This is a genomic window from Propionivibrio sp. (genome assembly GCF_049316945.1).
In the GTDB taxonomy this organism is placed as follows: Bacteria; Pseudomonadota; Gammaproteobacteria; order Burkholderiales; family Rhodocyclaceae; genus Propionivibrio.
This window is the reverse complement of sequence record NZ_JBMOJE010000011.1, coordinates 13421-32758: the sequence shown is the minus strand read 5'-3', so window position 1 is coordinate 32758 and position 19338 is coordinate 13421. Positions and strand designations below refer to the sequence as shown.

The 19338-nt window shown below is 54.2% G+C and carries 16 protein-coding genes; 13 read left to right on the top strand and 3 right to left on the bottom strand.

Features of this window, described 5'->3' with window-relative positions; all coding sequences use genetic code 11:
• Positions 1 to 17 precede the first annotated feature (17 nt).
• Positions 18 to 1004: a malate dehydrogenase gene (locus tag ACOYNV_RS04360; RefSeq protein WP_422898519.1), complete on the bottom strand. Its 987-nt coding sequence runs from the start codon at positions 1002 to 1004 to the stop codon at positions 18 to 20.
• Between the two features lie 216 nt (positions 1005 to 1220).
• Here ACOYNV_RS04360 and ACOYNV_RS04355 point away from each other — a divergent pair, with 216 nt between their 5' ends.
• The 10 genes from ACOYNV_RS04355 to lpdA all read left to right on the top strand — a co-directional run bounded on the left by ACOYNV_RS04355 (position 1221) and on the right by lpdA (position 12764).
• A complete protein-coding gene (locus ACOYNV_RS04355) occupies positions 1221 to 1961 on the top strand; it encodes a GntR family transcriptional regulator (protein WP_422898518.1) in 741 nt (246 codons plus the stop codon).
• Between the two features lie 118 nt (positions 1962 to 2079).
• Positions 2080 to 2472 carry a succinate dehydrogenase, cytochrome b556 subunit gene (gene sdhC / locus ACOYNV_RS04350; RefSeq protein WP_422898559.1) on the top strand — a complete coding sequence of 131 codons (393 nt, stop codon included), beginning with the start codon at positions 2080 to 2082 and terminating at the stop codon, positions 2470 to 2472.
• Entirely contained in the window at positions 2466 to 2834 is a 369-nt protein-coding gene (gene sdhD / locus ACOYNV_RS04345) for a succinate dehydrogenase, hydrophobic membrane anchor protein (RefSeq protein ID WP_422898517.1), read from the top strand. Before sdhC ends, sdhD begins: the two co-directional genes overlap by 7 nt.
• 5 nt (positions 2835 to 2839) lie before the next feature.
• Complete coding sequence (gene sdhA, locus ACOYNV_RS04340) at positions 2840 to 4615, top strand: succinate dehydrogenase flavoprotein subunit (protein ID WP_422898558.1); 1776 nt, start codon at positions 2840 to 2842, stop codon at positions 4613 to 4615.
• A gap of 27 nt (positions 4616 to 4642) precedes the next feature.
• The gene (locus ACOYNV_RS04335) at positions 4643 to 5356 is read left to right on the top strand and encodes a succinate dehydrogenase iron-sulfur subunit (protein ID WP_422898516.1); all 714 of its coding nucleotides are present in this window, start codon (positions 4643 to 4645) and stop codon (positions 5354 to 5356) included.
• On the top strand, positions 5356 to 5610 hold the full coding sequence (locus ACOYNV_RS04330; RefSeq protein WP_422898515.1) for a succinate dehydrogenase assembly factor 2: 255 nt from the start codon (positions 5356 to 5358) through the stop codon (positions 5608 to 5610). The genes ACOYNV_RS04335 and ACOYNV_RS04330 overlap by 1 nt, the downstream gene beginning before the upstream one ends.
• A gap of 69 nt (positions 5611 to 5679) precedes the next feature.
• Complete coding sequence (gltA, locus tag ACOYNV_RS04325) at positions 5680 to 6975, top strand: citrate synthase (protein ID WP_422898514.1); 1296 nt, start codon at positions 5680 to 5682, stop codon at positions 6973 to 6975.
• A 112-nt stretch (positions 6976 to 7087) separates the two neighbouring features.
• On the top strand, positions 7088 to 9928 hold the full coding sequence (locus ACOYNV_RS04320) for a 2-oxoglutarate dehydrogenase E1 component (protein ID WP_422898513.1): 2841 nt from the start codon (positions 7088 to 7090) through the stop codon (positions 9926 to 9928).
• 12 nt (positions 9929 to 9940) lie between these two features.
• The gene (gene odhB / locus ACOYNV_RS04315; protein WP_422898512.1) at positions 9941 to 11188 is read left to right on the top strand and encodes a 2-oxoglutarate dehydrogenase complex dihydrolipoyllysine-residue succinyltransferase; all 1248 of its coding nucleotides are present in this window, start codon (positions 9941 to 9943) and stop codon (positions 11186 to 11188) included.
• A 151-nt stretch (positions 11189 to 11339) separates the two neighbouring features.
• Positions 11340 to 12764: a dihydrolipoyl dehydrogenase gene (gene lpdA / locus ACOYNV_RS04310; RefSeq protein ID WP_422898511.1), complete on the top strand. Its 1425-nt coding sequence runs from the start codon at positions 11340 to 11342 to the stop codon at positions 12762 to 12764.
• Positions 12765 to 12963: 199 nt separating this feature from the next.
• Here the strand turns inward: lpdA and ACOYNV_RS04305 are convergent, their stop codons facing one another.
• Positions 12964 to 13677: an LrgB family protein gene (locus tag ACOYNV_RS04305; protein WP_422898510.1), complete on the bottom strand. Its 714-nt coding sequence runs from the start codon at positions 13675 to 13677 to the stop codon at positions 12964 to 12966.
• Entirely contained in the window at positions 13674 to 14054 is a 381-nt protein-coding gene (locus tag ACOYNV_RS04300) for a CidA/LrgA family protein (protein WP_422898557.1), read from the bottom strand. The genes ACOYNV_RS04305 and ACOYNV_RS04300 overlap by 4 nt, the downstream gene beginning before the upstream one ends.
• A 348-nt stretch (positions 14055 to 14402) precedes the next feature.
• On the opposite strand from ACOYNV_RS04300, the gene ACOYNV_RS04295 reads away from it, so the two are divergent.
• From ACOYNV_RS04295 to prsR, 3 genes are all read left to right on the top strand, one after another.
• A complete protein-coding gene (locus ACOYNV_RS04295) occupies positions 14403 to 15785 on the top strand; it encodes a TIGR03013 family XrtA/PEP-CTERM system glycosyltransferase (RefSeq protein ID WP_422898556.1) in 1383 nt (460 codons plus the stop codon).
• 78 nt (positions 15786 to 15863) lie between these two features.
• Entirely contained in the window at positions 15864 to 17954 is a 2091-nt protein-coding gene (gene prsK, locus ACOYNV_RS04290) for an XrtA/PEP-CTERM system histidine kinase PrsK (protein WP_422898555.1), read from the top strand.
• Positions 17951 to 19309: a PEP-CTERM-box response regulator transcription factor gene (prsR, locus tag ACOYNV_RS04285; RefSeq protein ID WP_422898509.1), complete on the top strand. Its 1359-nt coding sequence runs from the start codon at positions 17951 to 17953 to the stop codon at positions 19307 to 19309. The genes prsK and prsR overlap by 4 nt, the downstream gene beginning before the upstream one ends.
• Positions 19310 to 19338: the final 29 nt, after the last annotated feature.

The following is a 19338-nucleotide window of genomic DNA, read 5'->3' as shown; positions in this document are numbered from 1 at the left end:
GAGATGCAACCTTCTGCTTAGAGCATACCCTTGACTGCTTCAGCCTCGTCGGTCAGTTCCTTGAGGGTGATGTTCATCTTCGCGCGCGAGTACTCATCGATTTCAATGCCCTGAACGATCTTGTACGAGCCGCCCTTGCACTCGCAGGGGAAGCCAAACACGATGCCAGCGGGGATGCCGTAGGAACCATCACTCGGAACGCCCATGGTGACCCAGTCAGCAGCACCGAGGAACCAGTCATGAACGTGGTCGATGGCGGCGTTGGCAGCGGAAGCGGCTGATGAGAGACCGCGTGCGTCGATGATGGCCGCGCCACGCTTGCCGACGGTTGGCAGGAAAACGTCGTTGTTCCAGGCGGGGTCGTTGATCAGCGTCTTGACATTGTCGCCGTTCGATGTGCTGTTGCGATAGTCGGCATACATGGTCGGGGAATGGTTGCCCCAGACGACGAGATTCTTGAAGCTGGAGACCGGGCGCTTGCTCTTGACGGCGAGCTGCAGGACGGCGCGGTTGTAATCAAGACGCAGCATGGCGTGGTAGTTGGCCGGGTTGGTACGGCCAACTTTCTTTGCCGCAGAGCCGGCGATCAGCGCATTGGTGTTGCAGGGGTTGCCGACGACCAGAACCTTGACATCTTCCTTGGCGTTCTCGGCAATGGCCTTGCCCTGAACGGTAAAGATGGCGCCGTTGGCGGACAACAGATCAGCACGCTCCATGCCGGGGCCACGCGGACGGGCGCCGACCAGCAGGCAGACATCAGCATCCTTGAAGGCGACGCTCGGATCATCGGTGGCCATCGAGCCGGCGAGTAGCGGGAAGGCGCAGTCGTCGAGTTCCATCATGACGCCCTGGCAGGCCTTCTGGGCTTGCGGCAGGTCGAGAAGCTGGAGAATGACCGGCTGGTCTTTTCCGAGCATTTCGCCGGAGGCGATGCGGAAGAGCAGGCTATAACCGATTTGGCCGGCAGCGCCGGTAACAGCGACACGAATTGGGGCTTTAGACATGGTGCGGCTCCTGTGGAAAACGATGAACTAGAAAAAACCAGAAAACGACTGTTGCATTGTCCGAAACTGGTTTGTTTGAGGTGAGTAAAAACAGAGAAGGATCATAAGAGCGAATGTCCACTGGTGTCAATTGCTGCCTTAAGCATCCTGTGTCATATATAAGATATTAATAATAGGATGGACGAAAAGCAGAATTTGTGCTGAAATTCATGCTCCATGAACCGGCCAACGACCATCCATTCACCGACCTTCAGTCCGCTGTATCGACAGATCAGGGAACTGATTACGAGAAGCCTTGAATCTGGAGAATGGGGTCCGGGCAATGTCATTCCCAGCGAATCCGAACTTGCGGATCGCTTTGGCGTGAGTCAGGGTACAGTGCGCAAAGCGATCGACGAAATGGCGGCCGAGAATTTGCTGGTGCGCCGGCAAGGCAAGGGAACATTTGTTGCCACGCACAATGACCCGCGTTCTTTTTTCCGTTTCCTTCGCCTGGCTTCCGATGAGGCCGATCTGCACACCTTGAAGAGCATCCCCCTGGAATGCTGGCGTGCGAAGGCCGGCGCGGATGTCGCTCGCACCCTTGCTATTGAGCCGGCTGCACCGATCATCATTGTTCGCCGACTGTTGCGGTTTGGCAATGAGCCCGCCGTTTTTGATGAAATCTATCTTCCCGGCGAATTGTTTCCCGATCTGACGCTGGATGTCCTCAAATCCGACGAGTTGTCTCTATACAGTCTCTTCGAGAGTCGTTATGGTGTACGTATAATCCGTGCAGACGAGCGCTTGCGCGCCGTTTCTGCCGACAGGGTCAGTGCAGAATTGTTGCAGGTGGCCGAGGGGAGTCCGTTGCTTCTTGTCGAACGCGTCACTTTTACCTATGACAACAAACCTGTGGAATGGCGCAGAGGGTTTTATTCGACAGAGAATTTTTATTATCACAATGAACTAGGGTAGTACCCAGAAAAGTAGGGTTTTGCGGAGGAAAGGAAAGCTATATCATAGCTGGAACTTTTCGTATTAATGAAGGTATACGCGGTCGCTTTTAGGCCGCTTATTTATGGGGATGATGTCCATGGCAGAAATGACTATCAAAAAGAAACGACCGAAAAACCTTGATCTCATGACGATTCGATTACCTTTGCCGGGTATTCTGTCGATCGTTCACCGTGTCAGCGGCGCAGTGATATTCCTGCTTCTGCCGGTTCTTCTCTGGTTGTTGCAAAGCAGTCTCAGTTCTCCCGAAACTTTTTCGATGTTCAAGAGCATTGCTGCCAATCCATTGGTCAAACTCATTTTTTTGGGATTGATCTGGCTCTACTTACATCATTTCTGTGCTGGAATCCGCTATCTTCTGCTGGATCTGCACAAGGGAATTGAACTCGAATCGGCGCGCTTTTCCAGCAAGATTGTCTTTGCGGTGAGTATCGCCCTGACCCTGTTTATCGGAGTGAAGGTGCTATGGTAAATCGAATTCTTGTCGGGGCGCATTATGGTCTCAAGGACTGGGTCATCCAGCGTGCGACGGCCATCATCATGGCGCTCTATTCGGTCATATTCTTTGTTGACGTTCTCGTGGTCGGTCCGAATTCCTTTGAAGCCTGGAGTAGAATTTTTGCCACTGGCTTCATGAAATTCGCAACTTTCCTGTTTTTCTTGAGCCTCTTTTATCATGCCTGGATCGGTATTCGGGATATCTGGATGGACTACATCAAGCCGGACGGCTTGCGTCTTCTCCTGATGATTGCAACCGCTGCGGCGCTGGTCGGTTACGCCGGCTGGGCGGTGCAGATTCTGTATTCTGTGGATCTGTGGAGAGAGTTTAAGTGAGCAAGATATCTATTCCCGTTCGTAAATTCGACGCTGTTATCGTCGGAGCAGGTGGTGCTGGTCTACGCGCCGCCATTCAGCTTTCTGAAGCCGGCCTGAAAACCGCTGTTCTGTCCAAGGTTTTTCCTACGCGTTCGCACACTGTTGCGGCGCAGGGTGGTGTTTCCGCTTCGCTTGGCAACTCCGAGGAAGATCATTGGCACTGGCACATGTACGACACCGTCAAGGGGTCTGACTGGCTTGGTGACCAGGATGCCATCGAATTCATGTGCCGCAAGGCGCCAGAGGCGGTTGTCGAGCTTGAGCACTTTGGCATGCCATTTGACCGGACTGACGAGGGCAAGATTTATCAGCGTCCTTTCGGTGGGCACATGTCCAATTTTGGCGAAAAGCCGGTACGTCGCGCCTGCGCGGCAGCCGACCGGACTGGCCACGCGATGCTGCATGCGCTCTATCAGCGCAACGTGCGTGCCAAGACCCAGTTTTTCGTTGAATGGATGGCACTGGATCTGATTCGTGACGCTGAAGGCCAAGTACTCGGCGTTATCGCACTGGAAATGGAAACCGGCGAAATCGTCGCCTTTCACTCCAAGGCTACCATCTTCGCTACGGGCGGTGCTGGACGCATCTATTACTCATCAACCAACGCCTTCATCAATACCGGTGATGGTCTTGGCATGGCGGCTCGGGCAGGTATTGCACTCGAAGACATGGAGTTCTGGCAGTTCCACCCGACCGGGGTAGCCGGCGCGGGCGTTCTGATTACCGAAGGCGTACGTGGCGAAGGCGGCATCCTGCGCAATTCGGACAACGAGCGCTTTATGGAGCGTTACGCGCCGAACGCCAAGGATCTGGCTTCGCGCGACGTTGTTTCGCGTGCCATGGTGACTGAAATAAATGAAGGTCGCGGTTGTGGTCCGAACAAGGACTTCGTGCTGCTGGATATTACTCACCTTGATCCGGCGACAATCATGAAGCGCTTGCCCGGTATCCGCGAGATCTCGATCCAGTTTGCCGGTATTGACCCGATCAAGGCGCCGATTCCGGTGGTGCCGACCTGTCATTACCAGATGGGTGGTATTCCAACCAACTATCAGGGGCAAGTCGTCAACCAGGATGGCAGCACCGTCAAGGGCTTTTATGCTGCCGGCGAATGCGCCTGTGCTTCAGTGCATGGCGCCAACCGTCTGGGTACCAACTCACTGCTCGATCTGCTGGTGTTCGGGAAGTCCTCCGGGGATTCGGTCATCGAAGCTATCAAGGCTGGCCCCAATGCACTGAAGGAACTCCCTGCCAATTTTGCCGAACCCACACTGGCTCGTCTGAATCGGCTGAATACCCAGAAGGCCGGTGCCAGCGTCAACGAAACACGTCTCGAAATGCAACGCACCATGCAGAAGCATTGTGGTGTTTTCCGCTTCAAGGACATGCTGGAAGAAGGCGTACGGAAAATTTGCGAGATCGAGAAAAGTGTGCACCTGACCGAGATTGGCGACAAGTCGAACACTTGGAACACTTCACGTGTTGAAGCTCTTGAACTTGACAATCTGATCGAGGTAGCCAAGTCGACCATGGTTTCTGCGGAAGCTCGCAAGGAGTCGCGTGGTGCTCATGTGCGCGACGATGCGCCGGATACTGCAGCCAATCCCAATGGCCGGGACGACGAGTTGTGGCTCAAGCACTCCTTGTGGCATCGCGAAGGCAACAAGCTGAGCTATAAGCCGGTGATACTCAAGCCGCTTTCCGTCGAAACCATCGCGCTCAAGACGCGTGCCTACTAATCGCGGTACTTTCACGCTCAGGAGTCAATGACTATGGCCACCATGCAGTTCAAGATTTACCGCTACGATCCGGACAAGGATAATGCACCGTACATGCAGGACATTTCGGTCGAGGTTGATCCGGCTATCGACCGCAAGTTGCTCGATGTCCTGACCAAGATCAAGGCTAAAGACGATTCGCTTTCTTACCGCCGTTCGTGTCGTGAAGGAATTTGCGGTTCCGATGCGATGAACATCAACGGCAGGAATGGCTTGGCCTGTCTTACCGAGATCGGCGAACTCAAGCAGCCGGTTGTCTTGCGCCCCCTGCCGGGTCTTCCTGTTGTTCGGGATCTGATCGTCGACATGACGCAGTTCTTCAAGCAGTATCACTCGATCAAGCCCTACCTGATCAACGATACACCACCACCTGAGCGTGAGCGTTTGCAGACGCCTGATGAAAGGGAGGAACTCAATGGTCTTTACGAGTGTATTCTCTGCGCCTGCTGCTCGACTTCCTGCCCATCCTTCTGGTGGAATCCGGATAAGTTCGTCGGCCCAGCGGGGCTGCTCAACGCCTATCGCTTCATTGCCGATACGCGCGATGAGGCGACCAATGCGCGGCTTGACGACCTTGAAGATCCGTATCGGCTGTTCCGTTGTCACACCATCATGAATTGTGTCGAGGTTTGTCCCAAGGGGTTGAATCCGACCAAGGCCATCGGCAAGATCAAGGAAATGATGGTCAGGCGAGCAATTTGATGGAGGCCAGCGCAGAATTGAACCGTTTGCGCTGGCGTTGTACGCGCCGCGCCATGCTGGAGATGGATTTGCTGTTGGGAGACTTTCTCGACAAGCATTTCTCAAGTCTGACTCCGGAGCAGGCCGCGGTGTTTGTAGAACTGGCTGATATGGAAGATCTTGAGCTTTGGCCTTTGATTACCGGCAAACGCGAATGTGATAATTTGCTGCAGTCCGAAGTCGTGGCCATGCTGCGGGACGTAAGAGTAAAGTAAGATAAGTGCCTCACAATTGGCACTTCTCGTGGATCATGTGATTTCAAAAACCAGAACGGGGAATTTTTTATGACGACCGCACGCAAGGCAACATTGATTATCGATGGACAGGCACCCATCGAATTTCCGATCATGACGCCTGTTATTGGTAACGACTGTATTGACATTAGAACCCTGGGTGGCAAGACGGGTATGTTTACCTACGACTCCGGCTTTTTGTCCACCGCCGCTTGCCGGTCAAAAATCACTTTTATTGATGGTGACAAGGGAGAACTTCTTTATCGAGGTTATCCGATCGAGCAACTGGCGGAGAATTGCAACTTTCTCGATGTGGCTTACCTGCTGAAGCACAGCGAATTGCCAAATGCCAAGGAAAAAGTAGCCTTCGAAGCAACCATCAAACAGCACACCATGCTGCACGAGCAAATGGTCAAGTTCTATCAGGGCTTCCGACGCGACTCCCATCCAATGGCCGTTCTGGTCGGTATTGTTGGCGCCTTGTCGGCGTTCTATCATGAAGCTGAAGACTTCTCCGACGCCGAGCATCGCACGATCAGTTTCAACCGCATTGTCGCCAAATTGCCGACGATTGTTGCCTACGCCTATAAGTACACCACCGGCCAGCCGTTCATGTACCCGCGCAATGATCTTGGTTACACAGCCAACTTCATGCACATGATGTTTGGTACACCCTGCGAAGAATACGTTCCCAATCCGGTTCTGGTGCACGCTCTCGACACCATCTTCACCCTTCATGCCGATCACGAGCAAAACGCCTCAACCTCGACCGTCCGTCTGGCGGGTTCGTCCGGCGCCAATCCTTACGCCTGTATTTCTGCAGGTATCGGTTGTCTGTGGGGCCCGGCGCACGGTGGTGCCAACGAGGCCTGTCTCCATATGCTTGAAGAGATTGGTGATGTATCACGCGTTCCGGAGTACATCAAACGTGCCAAGGACAAGGATGACTCATTCAAGCTGATGGGCTTTGGTCACCGTGTCTACAAGAACTTCGACCCGCGCGCGACGCTGATGCGCAAGGTCTGTGCCGACGTTCTGAAGGAACTGGGTCTGGAGAACGACCGTCTGTTCAAACTGGCCATGGAACTGGAAAAGATCGCGCTGGAAGACGAGTACTTCATCGAGAAGAAGTTGTATCCGAACGTTGACTTCTACTCGGGCATTGTTCAGAAGGCCATCGGAATTCCGACCTCGATGTTCACCTGTATTTTTGCGCTGGCGCGTACTGTTGGCTGGATGGTGCAGTGGGAGGAAATGATTGCCGATCCGGAATACAAGATTGGTCGGCCCCGTCAGCTTTATATCGGAACGCCTGCACGCGACGTTCCGCCGCTCGACAAGCGTTAAGAAAAAGAAGGCGGCGGTTGCAATTCGCCGCCTTCCTCTTTTGGCCGGAAATTGCTATTCCTGGCCAATTTTTCGTTACATGCCCCAGAAACCCTGAGCACAGATAACTGCCATGATGAATCAGCTATTCGGAACATCTCTCCTCTTCGGCGGGAATGCCCCATTCGTAGAGGAACTCTACGAAAACTACCTCGATAATCCCGCCGCGGTTCCTGGCGACTGGCGCGATTATTTTGACAAGCTGGCACAACTGCCTGGCGCCGTCGCCCGCGATGTTCCGCATTTGCCGGTCGTCAACGCTTTCGCCGAACAGGCGAAGAAAGGGGGTTATCGCGTCGCTGCGTCCAGGCCCGTTGACGACAAGAAGCAGGTCAGTGTTCTGCAAATGATCAACGCTTATCGGACAGTCGGATCACGCTGGGCCAACCTTGATCCGCTGAAGCGTCTGACGCGCCCTAAACTGGAGCAACTTGAGCCGGCTTACTACGGCCTCACCGATGCCGATATAAACACGCCGTTCAACGCCGGTTCGTTCAGAGGCGTCCCTGAGCGTGCTTCCTTTGGGCAAATTCTTGATTCCATCAAGGAAACCTATTGCAGTTCGATCGGTGTTGAGTACATGTACATCAACAATATCGCCGAGCGCCGCTGGGTTCAGGCGCGCATCGAGCCGATCCATGGCAAGGGCACCTACACCGCAGCTCAGAAGCTGCGCTTGCTTGAGCGCCTGACAGCGGCTGAAACTCTCGAACGCTACTTGCATACCCGCTATGTCGGCCAGAAGCGTTTTTCGCTCGAAGGCGGCGAGTCACTGATAGTTTCTTTGGACGAATTGATTCGTGTTGCTGGTGGCGTCGGTGTCGATGACATCATGGTCGGCATGGCTCACCGTGGCCGTCTCAACGTATTGGTAAACACGTTGGGCAAGGTTCCAGCGATGCTGTTCGACGAGTTTGAAGGCAAGAAGGCTCAGGATCTGACCTCCGGAGACGTCAAATACCACTTGGGCTATTCCTCCGACGTTTCGACTCCTGGAGGCGTGTGCCATTTAACGCTGGCTTTCAATCCGTCACACCTTGAAATTGTTAATCCGGTGGTTGCCGGTTCGGTTTACGCACGCCAGTGCCGTCGTGGTGAAAACAGCCATGAAAAGGTTCTGCCGGTTCTGATTCATGGCGATGCCGCCGTGGCTGGACAAGGCGTCAACCAGGAAATGATCAACTTTGCTCAGACCCGTGGCTACGGTACTGGCGGCACGGTGCACATTGTTGTCAATAACCAGATCGGTTTCACCACTTCCGACCCGCGCGACTATCGCTCCTCGCTATATTGCACCGATATCTTCAAGATGGCTGATGCGCCGATCTTCCACGTCAATGGCGACGATCCCGAAGCCGTGGCGCTGGTTACGCGGTTGGCCATGGAGTTCCGGCAAGAGTTCAAGAAAGATGTCGTAATTGATATCGTCTGCTTCCGCAAGCTTGGGCATAACGAGCAAGACGAGCCGATGGTCACCCAGCCGCTGATGTACAAGAAGATTCAGGCGCATCCGGGAACTCGCAAGCTCTATGCCGACAAACTGGTGGCCGAAGGCGTACTTTCGGACGTTGGGCCGGATGAAATGATCCAGAGTTATCGTGACCATCTAGATCGCGGAGAGTTGTTGTACAACCCGGTAATTGCCGGCTACACCAATCCGATTCTGATCGACTGGACGCCCTTCCTGACGAAGAAGTATATCGAGAACTGCGATACCACCGTCCCGGTCAAGGAAATAAAGCGGCTGTCCGAGCGCCTGACCTCAATTCCCGAGCATTTTACCTTGCACAGCCGGGTCAAGAAAATCATTGATGACCGGCGTCTGATGGGGCAGGGCAGCGTTCCCTTCGATTGGGGTATGGCCGAGAATCTGGCCTACGCGTCGCTCCTGGTCTCCGGCTATGGCGTGCGCATTTCAGGCGAGGACGTGGGTCGCAGCACCTTCTTTCACCGCCACGCAGTATTGCACGATCAGAACCGCGAGCACTGGGACGAGGGCGACTATTATCCTTTGGCCAATCTGCAGGAGAAACAGGAAAAGCTCCAATGTTTTGACTCTGTACTGTCTGAAGAAGCCGTGTTGGCTTTTGAATATGGCTATTCCACCTCGAATCCTTATGAACTCGTGGTCTGGGAAGCCCAGTTCGGCGACTTCGTCAACGGTGCTCAGGTGGTCATCGATCAGTTTATCGCTTCTGGCGAAGCAAAATGGGGTCGTGCCTGTGGCCTTGTCATGTTGCTGCCGCATGGTTACGAGGGCCAAGGGCCGGAACACTCCTCGGCGCGGATCGAACGCTTCATGCAGTTGTGCGCCGAGATGAATATGGAAGTTTGCCAGCCATCGACGCCGGCACAGGTTTTCCACATGTTGCGCCGTCAGGCTATTCGCAAGCAGCGCAAGCCGCTGATAGTTTTTACCCCGAAGTCGCTTCTGCGTCATAAGGACGCTGTTTCGACCATGGACGAACTTTCCAAGGGCGAGTTTCAGCGCGTGATCGGCGAAGTGGACCCGATTGATGTCAAGAAAGTAAAACGCGTCATCTTCTGTTCAGGCAAAGTTTATTACGAACTCATGGCCGCTCGCCGCGAGAAAAATATTACCGATATCGCGATTGCCCGTCTTGAGCAGTTCTATCCATTTCCGCAGGAATCGTTTGCTGCCGAACTCTCGAAGTATCCGAAGGCCACAGAAATCGTCTGGTGTCAGGAAGAGCCCCGTAATCAGGGAGCCTGGTACTGGATCGCCTCACGTCAGCATCTTGACCGCTCGTTCAATAGCAAACAGCATCTGTTGCTCGTGTCACGTCCGGCGTCTCCTTCCCCAGCGGCTGGCTATTACAGCAAGCATAACGCACAACAAAAAGCGCTGATCGAGTCCGCTCTGGGCGAAATCGCACAGTATAAATTTGCTTAAATCGGAGTGAACATGATCATCGACGTCAACGTTCCACAGCTATCAGAATCCGTCGCTGAAGCTACCCTTGTGACATGGCATAAAAAGGCCGGTGAGGCCATATCGAGAGACGAAAACCTGATTGACATCGAAACTGACAAGGTCGTTCTTGAGCTACCTGCCCCAGCTAGCGGTGTATTGGTTGAAATCATCAGGCAAAATGGTGACACCGTCGTAGCGGGTGAGTTGATCGCTCGTATCGATACCGAGGCTACTGCCTCGGCAGCAGCCCCGTCTGCAACTCAGCCTGCATCCTCTCCAAGTCCGGCACCCCAGCCTGCTGTTGGTGGTGGTGCATCGGCTGCCGGGGTAGCCATGCCGGCAGCGCGCAAGATTCTTGACGAAAAAGGCATCGCTGCGGCTGATGTGGCCGGTACCGGTCGCGGTGGCCGTGTAACCAAGGAAGACGCAATTGGCGCACAGGTCAAAACCGCCGCCGTACCCGCGCCAAAATCAGCACCATCTTCAGCGCCTGTTTCTGCACTGGCTGCTGCGCCTAGTGTGTCAATTTCTCTCGGTGATCGTCCTGAACAGCGCGTGCCGATGTCCCGTTTGCGTGCACGCGTGGCAGAACGGCTGGTTCAGTCGCAATCGACCAACGCCATTCTGACCACCTTCAACGAAGTCAACATGGCGCCGATATTGGCGTTGCGCAAGCAGTATGGTGACAAGTTCGAAAAGGCTCACGGCGTCCGCCTCGGTTTCATGGGCTTTTTCGTCAAGGCGGCCGTTGCAGCCCTGCAGAAGTTCCCGATCATCAACGCCTCAGTTGACGGCACCGATATCGTCTATCACGGCTACATTGACATCGGCGTTGCCGTCGGTAGCCCGCGTGGCTTGGTGGTTCCGGTCCTGCGCGATGCTGACCAGATGAGCATTGCCGACATCGAGAAAAAGATTGGCGAATTCGGTCAGAAAGCCAAGGATGGCAAGCTGTCGATGGAAGACCTGACCGGCGGCACTTTCTCCATCTCCAACGGTGGTGTGTTCGGTTCGATGATGTCTACCCCGATCATCAACCCGCCACAGTCGGCGATCCTTGGCATTCATGCCACCAAGGACCGTGCTGTTGTCGAAAACGGACAGGTTGTCGTGCGCCCGATCAACTATCTGGCCATGTCCTACGACCATCGCATCATCGATGGTCGCGAAGCCGTACTCGGCCTGGTGATGATGAAAGAAGCCCTGGAAGATCCCACCCGCATGCTGCTCGGGGTTTGATCAACAATTAACCGCATTCAAACACAGAGACCACAGAGACCACTGAGGCACAGAGAGCACACGGAGATTATTTCTTCTCTGTGTCTTCTGTGCTTTCTTTTGCTCTGTCCCCAAGGGAATTTTCTCAGGGGCATGTATAAAGAGGCTAACAATGTCCAAGCAATTTGATTTACTCGTTATCGGTGGTGGTCCTGGCGGCTATGTTGCAGCCATTCGTGCTGCCCAACTCGGCTTCAATGTCGCCTGTTGCGAATCTAATCCCTATGCCGATCCGAAGGGCGAGCCGCGTCTGGGCGGTACCTGTCTGAACGTTGGCTGTATTCCATCCAAGGCGTTGCTGCATACCTCGCACCTGTTTGAAGAAGCGGGTCACAGCTTTGCCGCTCAGGGTATCTCGGTCGGTACGCCAAAGATCGATGTGCCGACGATGATCGGGCGCAAGAACTCCATCGTCAATCAGCTCACCGGCGGTATCAAGGGCTTGTTCAAGAAGAACAAGATCACACTGCTTAATGGTCACGGTTCCTTTGTTGCGAAGAGCGAAGGGGGCTGGCAAGTCAAAGTCGGTGAAGCCGTGGTCGAAGCCAAGCAGGTCATCGTTGCCACCGGTTCCAGCGCGCGTCACCTGCCGGGCGTTCCGGTCGATAACAAGATCATCTGTGACAACGCGGGTGCGCTTGATATTGATGCCGTTCCGAAACAGCTGGCGATCATTGGCGCGGGCGTGATCGGTCTGGAGATGGGCAGTGTCTGGCGTCGTCTTGGCTCTGAAGTCACCATTCTCGAAGCCTTGCCCGAATTCCTTTCAGTGGCTGACGTCGATGTTGCCAAGGAGGCTGCCAAAGTATTTGCCAAGCAAGGTTTGAACATTCAACTCGGCGTGATAATCGGCGAGATTAAAACATCTAAGAAGGGCGTTTCCATTGCCTATGCCGACAAGGATGGCAAGGCACAGAAGCTTGATGCCGATCGCTTGATTGTCTCGGTTGGGCGCATTCCCAATACCGACGGCCTTAATCCTGAAGCGGTCGGCCTTACCCTTGACGATCGCGGTCGTGTCGTTGTTGATGCTCACTGCCGTACCAATCTGGTAGGCGTGTGGGCGGTCGGCGATGTCGTTGCCGGACCGATGCTGGCGCACAAGGCGATGGAAGAGGGCGTCATGGTGGCCGAATTGATGGCCGGCCAGTCGGGTCATTGCAATTTCGACACCATTCCCTGGGTGCTCTACACCAGCCCGGAAATCGCCTGGGTCGGCAAGACCGAGCAACAACTCAAGGCGGATGGTGTGGCCTACAAGGTTGGCAAGATTCCCTACGCAGCCAATGGGCGTGCACTCGGCATGGGCGAAACAACCGGTTTCGTCAAGATGCTGGCTTGCGCCAAGACCGACCGCATCCTCGGCGTGCACATCATCGGCGCCAGTGCTTCCGAACTGATCTCCGAAGGTGTCGTGGCGATGGAGTTCGGTGCCGCTTCCGAAGACCTCGCCCGCATCTGTCACGCTCATCCGACGCTGTCGGAAGTGGTGCACGAAGCCGCGCTGGCCTGCGACAAACGGCCGTTGCATTTCTAAAGCAGGGAGAGTCACAGCGATCGTTGCATTGCTGCGGCGCTTGCTAACAAGAAAAAGGCGAGGTGCCAGGCACCCCGCCTTTTTTTAGATAGGGATGAGCTATGGCCTATATCGAACTCATCGGGCTATTGATCATCCTTGGACTCGTCGCCTGGCTGGCGTGGAAGTCAATGTAGCGGTTGATTCTTGTTCAGCCGTTTCAGCGTAGCAGCAGTGGCAGCAATACCGCCGTCAGCATGCCGTTGAGTCCCATGGCCAATGCCGAAAAAGCCCCCATTTCTTCGCTTGCCAAAAAGGCTCGCGCGGTGCCGATGCCGTGGGCAGCAACGCCGATGGCGAAGCCTTGCGTGGCATGGTCGCGAATGCGGAGGATGCGGAAAAGGGCTGGGAAACCCATGGCGCCTACAATCCCTGTGAGGATTACCAGCACGGCGGTGAGCGAGGGCAGGCCACCGATCTGTTCGGCGACCCCCATGGCGATCGGTGTTGTCACCGATTTTGGCGCCAGCGAATAGACCGTTGCCGGCGTTGCGCCCAACACCTTGGCGATCCAGACCGCCGACATGGCAGCGGTGACAGACCCGGCAATCAGCGCTGCAACGAGCGGGATTGCCATTCGTCGGAGACGTTTCCAGTACGCATGGAGCGGGATGGCGAGCGCAACCGTGGCCGGTCCGAGCAGAAAATGGACGAACTGTGCTCCTTCGAAGTAACGCGGGTAAGGGGTGTTAGTCACCCACAAAAAAACCGTCACAAAAAATACGGCGATCAGCACCGGATTTGCCCAGGCGCGTTGTCCGGCCCGCCGGAATATCCAGAAGGCAGACTGGTAGGCGAGCAGCGTTATTGTCAGGCCAAGCAATGGTGAGGCGGAAAGATAAACCCAGATTTCGGTCAATGGCACTGGCTTCATGCTTTATCTCCCTTGTTTTCGATCATCTCAGTTTCTTCGGATGGTTTTCCCATTAGCGTCTTGAGCACCAGCGCCGTTACAGCCATGCCGGCAAAGGTGCTGACTACCAGGGCGACCGTTATCGGTAGCCATTCGTCGCCGACGCGTTGCAGATGCAACATGACACCGGCTCCCGCCGGTACGAAGAGTAGCGAAAGATGCTGCAGCAGGTAGCCAGCGCTGGTCTTCAACTCATCGCCGACCCTGCCTCGGGCGAGCAGCGTAATGAACAAAAAAGCCATGCCAAGTACCGGTCCAGGGATCGGTAGCCCGAGCGCACGAACGAGCAGTTCCCCGACAAGTTGATAGAGAAGTAACTGGGACAAGGCATTGATCATGGGGCGCGGCAACCGGCTAAGCATGCAGGAGGGCTTATGGTAAAGCAACAAAGCCTTTTGAAGCTGGGTCAATCAACAAATGCATTTCGGAAAAATGCAAATGACTGAAAATCCATTCTGAGTATAAGTGTTTATTAACACAGGTTATACCTGATATTCGGTAATGAAAATACATATATGCAAGTATATGTTTGTCATTTCCGAGGACATATATTGTCAGGGCAAGAAAGACCTCGGCCCCAAGACATTTGGCTGGGTGTTGAAAAGGATTATGGGAAAGACGCCTTAATTTCCGTTTTCGGGAAGAAGAGAGTTCTGGAGCAATACACTTTTGCTGGGGGGCAAATCGTGGTGAAAGTATTTGGCCATTGGATTCATCGGAAGAAAATTTTCCAGATCGTTCTCGACTTTCTTTTTCCGATCGCCTGCGTTCTTACGTCGGTAATCGGGTTAGGCCATGGCGGGCAGGTAAATCTTGAAATTATCGTTACTTATGCAGTGATATTTGCCCTGGTGATGATTGTTTTCAATGCCGGGCTTGGCCTTTATCACCTGGTACATAGCCGTACCCTTGAACAAACCCGAGCGCGTGCCGTCGTGTCTCTGTATCTGTCGGTTCCTCTCGCTTACGGTGTCTTTGCCTTGCTTTCGATTGCGGATGTCAATCGCGATTTATTGTTACTTTCGGGTTTGGCTGCCTTGTTTGTGACACTTGCGCATCGCGTTTACACAATACACAGTCAAAGCGAACCGTTGATGGTGCATCGTGTGCTTATCTTTGGTGCCGGTTTTGAGGCAGAGTCGGTAGGCAAGGTGCTGAAGAAGTCCGATCCGGATATTCAGATTGTTGGTTTTTACCCGAGTCCGTCCGACACTGAAATATGCATTCCGAGTCAGCTTGCATTGACCCGCAAGCACTCTCTGTCTGATACCGCTCATGCCTTGAAGGTCGACGAGATTATTGTTTCTGTTCAAGAGCGGCGTGGTGGAATTCTGCCTTTGCGGGAACTTCTGGATTGCAAGTTGTCAGGTGTAAAGGTGCTTTGTCTAGCCAGTTATTTTGAACGGGCGCTGGGCCAGATTCGTCTGGATTCGTTGCGAGTTGGGTGGCTTATTTTTGGTGGAGGGTTTCGCCAGGGGTGGGGCCGGACACTCGTCAAGCGCCTGTTCGATATCATTGCAGCATCGATACTGCTCCTGCTCGCACTGCCAGTAATGTTCTTAACTGCACTTCTGATCATGCTGGAAGATGGGTTACCAATATTTTACCGCCAAGAACGCGTAGGCTTGAACGGTCGCCTCTTTAACGTCGTTAAATTCCGCAGCATGCGCAAGGATGCCGAAAGCGATGGCAAGCCACGCTGGGCGGCAGCTAACGATGACCGAACGACGCGTGTCGGTCGCATTATCCGCAAGTTGCGTATTGATGAGTTACCTCAACTTTACAGTGTTCTGGCCGGTAATATGAGTCTGGTGGGCCCCCGTCCCGAGCGCCCCTATTTTGTCGATCAGCTAACGCGAGAGATACCGTTTTACGCTGTTCGTCATAGCGTCAAGCCTGGGGTTACCGGTTGGGCTCAGGTCAGTTATCACTATGGAGCATCGGTCGATGATTCAATCCAGAAGCTCCAGTATGATTTGTATTATGTTAAAAACCATACCCTGTTTCTGGATATCGTGGTCTTGTTCGAGACGGTAGGTGTGGTACTTACGGGTAAGGGTGCCCAGTAACGCAACCTTCCCAGGGTGCGTCATATCACTGGGGCGCAATCTGAGGAGGTTTGTCTGTTGGATGCAAGCAGTGAAACAATGACGGCCTGGAGTTATGGGCTTGCGACTTGCATTTATTCTGCCTTTGCCATTTATTTGGCGTCTGGGTGGCGTACCGGCATGCGTAGCCGCGCCTTGTTCATTGCTGTTGTGCTGTGCGCGCTGTGGGGGATGGCTGGTCTTGCTTTCGCGCTAACCGGCGAAACGATTTTCCTGACAGGCAGTCTGTTTGCCGATCTCTTCCGGTTTGGCGGATGGTATTTCTTTCTTCTGGTGTTGCTCAAACCGGATTCTTTGGAGGGTACGCTTTTGCCAAACCGCTTGCATTGGCTGGGTGGTGTTGCACAGGCATTGCTCATCGTTGGCATTGCAGCGCAAATCATGGTTGCGCTGGACATCAGTTTCTTCTTCCCTCCCCGGCGGCTGGCTTTGTTTAACTCGCTTGCTCTTGCTGTATTTGCGCTGGTTCTCGTCGAGCAATTGTTTCGCAACGTTTCTCCTGACGGGCTTTGGAGCATCAAGCCGTTGTGCATAGGGCTTGGTGGGGCTGCCCTGTTTGATCTCTATCTGTATTCGGATGCCTTGCTATTCAATCGGATAGATGCGGATGCCTTCAGTATCCGCGGTTTCGTTCATGCCCTGGTGGTGCCGCTGGTAGCAATATCGACTGTACGCAGCCGTGAATGGAAAACCAGAATCGTTCTTTCACAGCGGGCTGCCTTGCAATCAGCATCTTTGGTTGCAGTCGGTGTGTATCTTCTGTTTATGGCTGCTGCCGGCTACTACGTTCGCTATTTTGGTGGAGATTGGGGGCGGGCTTTCCAGTTGGCTTTGTTGTTTGCTGCGCTGTTGCTGTTGGGAATATTGAGCTTGTCCGGGTCGATGCGGGCGAAGTTCCGGGTTTTGGTCGGCAAGCATTTTTTCAGTTATCGCTATGATTATCGGGAAGAATGGCTTCGCTTCACCAATACCCTGTCGTCCCAGGAAGGTTTTACCGAAATGGGGCAGCATGTGGTCAAGGGCTTGGCGGATATGGTCGAAAGTCCGGCTGGTGCCCTCTGGTTGAAAGATCCTTCGGGGCGATTCTTTGCGCAGGCGGCGTTCTGGAATATGCCTCTCTCCCCGGCTACTGAAGATGCCGACAGCAAATTGTGTCAGTTTTTGCTTGATAGTGGCTGGGTCATCAATCTCGAAGAGTATCGATCCATGCCGCTCCGTTATGACCAACTCGATCTTCCCGTGTGGCTGGTCGAAGTGCCCAATGCCTGGCTGGTCGTCCCTCTGGCAACGGGGAGCGAGATGATCGGCTTCGTCGTTCTGGCAACGGCTCGTACAAAGCTTGACGTCAATTGGGAGGTCAACGATCTGTTGAAGACTGCCGGCCAGCAGGCCGGGGCTTTCCTGGGGCAGTTGCAGGCGACCGAAGCTTTGCTGGAGGTTCAGAAATTTGACGCCTTCAACCGGATGTCGGCATTTGTCGTGCATGATCTGAAGAACATCGTTGCGCAATTGTCTCTTGTGCTCAAGAATGTTGAACGCCATCGGGATAATCCTGAATTCCAGAAGGATATGCTGATGACCGTAGAGCATTCCGTCGAGCGCATGCGGCAGTTGATGATGCAGTTGCGTGAGGGCGCAACACCCGTTGATAGCCCGCGCGGCATTGATCTTGGTGACGTCATCCGGCGTATCCAGACAGCCAAGGCGGGGCAGGGCCGCGATCTTGAAATCGACATGGCCGACAAGGTAATTGCCAAAGGGCACGAAGACAGGGTCGAGCGTGTGATCGGGCACCTTGTGCAGAATGCACTGGATGCCACTGAAAATGGTGGGCGGGTCTGGGTCAGACTGGAGCGCCAGGGAGCGCATGCCATGGTTGAGGTTGGCGATACCGGACACGGCATGACTCCCGAGTTTTTGCGAGAAAGCCTGTTCAAGCCCTTTCAAACGACCAAGCCGGCAGGAATGGGGATTGGTGCCTACGAGAGCTTCCAGTACGTGCATGAACTGGGGGGCAAGGTTTCAGTGGATAGTGCAATCAATGTCGGAACGCAAGTCAGTCTGTTGTTGCCGCTGTTTGATGCTGGCGCAGGAATGGATTCGAATTTGTTGCACGAGGAGTCGGAATGAATTCAGAGAAATTTCGTCATCTGCTGATCGTTGAAGATGATCCGGCGCTGCAAAAGCAGATGCGCTGGGCGTTCGATCAATACGAGACGCTGACGGCTGGCGATAGCGAGAGTGCGTTGGTTCATGTGCGTCGCCACATGCCACCGGTGGTGACCATGGATCTTGGCTTGCCGCCGGATGCCGATTCGGTTTCGGAAGGCTTCAAGCTGCTCGAGCAGATTCTGTCGATCGCTCCTGAAACCAAGGTCATTGTCCTGACCGGCCAGAATGATCGGTCCAACGCGCTACGGGCAGTGGGTCTGGGTGCCTACGACTTCTTTGCCAAACCGTTTGAGGTCGACATGCTGGGGCTGACGATTGAACGCGCTTATCGACTTTATGATCTTCAGCAGGAGAACAGACGCCTGCAACTCATGCAGCAGCCGGATGTCCTTTCGGGACTGATAACCCGGGATCCCGAAGTCTTGCGAGTATGCCGAACCGTTGAAAAGGTTGCGGCCAGCGATGCAACAGTTCTGGTTCTGGGTGAAAGCGGAACTGGCAAGGAATTGATTGCACGCGGAGTGCATGCCGCTTCGGCAAGGCGCACTGAGCGCTTTGTTGCCATAAACTGCGCTGCGATACCGGATAACCTTCTGGAAAGCGAGCTGTTCGGCTATGAAAAAGGCGCTTTCACTGGCGCCGTCAAAACAACGCCAGGCAAGATCGAGACAGCCAATCGCGGCACCTTGATGCTCGATGAAATCGGTGATTTGCCACACTCGCTGCAGGCAAAACTTTTACGTTTCCTGCAGGAGCGAGTCATTGAGCGTATTGGCGGGCGGCAGGAGATTCCGATTGACGTGCGTATTGTCTGTGCAACGCATCAGGATCTCAAGGTCTTGATCAAGGAAGGACGTTTCCGGGAAGACCTTTATTACCGTCTGGCGGAAATCGTCGTGACTATTCCCCCGTTGCGCGCTCGCCAAGGCGACGCCGCACTGCTGGCGCACGCTTTTGTTCGCCGCTTCGCTGCAGAGCAGAACCGCAGCGCCATGACGCTACGCGAGGATGCTTTGCGGACGATTGAAGCGTACCCCTGGCCCGGCAATGTTCGTGAACTGGAGAACTGTATCAAGCGTGCGGTAATCATGGCGGATGGCAATCAGATTACCGTTGAGGATATTGGCATCAATCAGGAGAAAAAAGAGAATGAAAAACTGCTGGATCTACGCCAGGTTCGTGAGGATGCCGAGAAGCGCGTCATCATAACCGCCCTGGGGCGCGCCGATGGAAATGTGCTCAAGGCCGCTGAAATGATCGGAGTCAGCCGGCCAACGCTTTACGATTTAATGCACCGGTTCGGATTGAAATAATTCAGAAGTTGATCAGTACCATCCACTCT